Source organism: Acetomicrobium sp. S15 = DSM 107314 (assembly GCF_016125955.1).
Classification (GTDB): Bacteria; Synergistota; Synergistia; order Synergistales; family Thermosynergistaceae; genus Thermosynergistes; species Thermosynergistes pyruvativorans.
In genome coordinates, this window is record NZ_JADEVE010000162.1 from 1 (window position 1) to 328 (window position 328).

At 47.6% G+C, this 328-nt stretch carries 1 protein-coding gene; it reads right to left on the reverse strand.

Annotation, left to right across the window (positions count from 1 at the left end):
- Positions 1-99 precede the first annotated feature (99 nt).
- A complete protein-coding gene (locus EZM41_RS14610; protein WP_446697811.1) occupies positions 100-210 on the reverse strand; it encodes a TRAP transporter small permease subunit in 111 nt (36 codons plus the stop codon).
- Between the last annotated feature and the right edge of the window lie 118 nt (positions 211-328).

Consider the following 328-nt stretch of genomic DNA (forward strand, 5'->3'; position numbering starts at 1 on the left):
CATTTTCTTCGACGTTTCTGGCCTTTCAATGGGCATAGCAGAGGTAAGCGACTGTGCTTTGCGCGTGTTGGCCACAGTTGTCAGTGTGCCTCTGCCTGGCTATGCGACTATAGATGCTCCAAGCATCGTGATCCATACAAACAAGTTGACCAAGAGCTCCTCTGAGAAGGAGAAAGAAAAGGTTGTAAGGTATCTTACGATCACGTTAATAAAAGCTAAAAAGAGGCAACCATCTTATCAATTGTTACGAAGCGATAACCCTTGGAGCGGAGCGTCTCGATGATCACGGGCAAGGCTTCGATCGTGTTGTCCACCCCTTCGTGAAGTA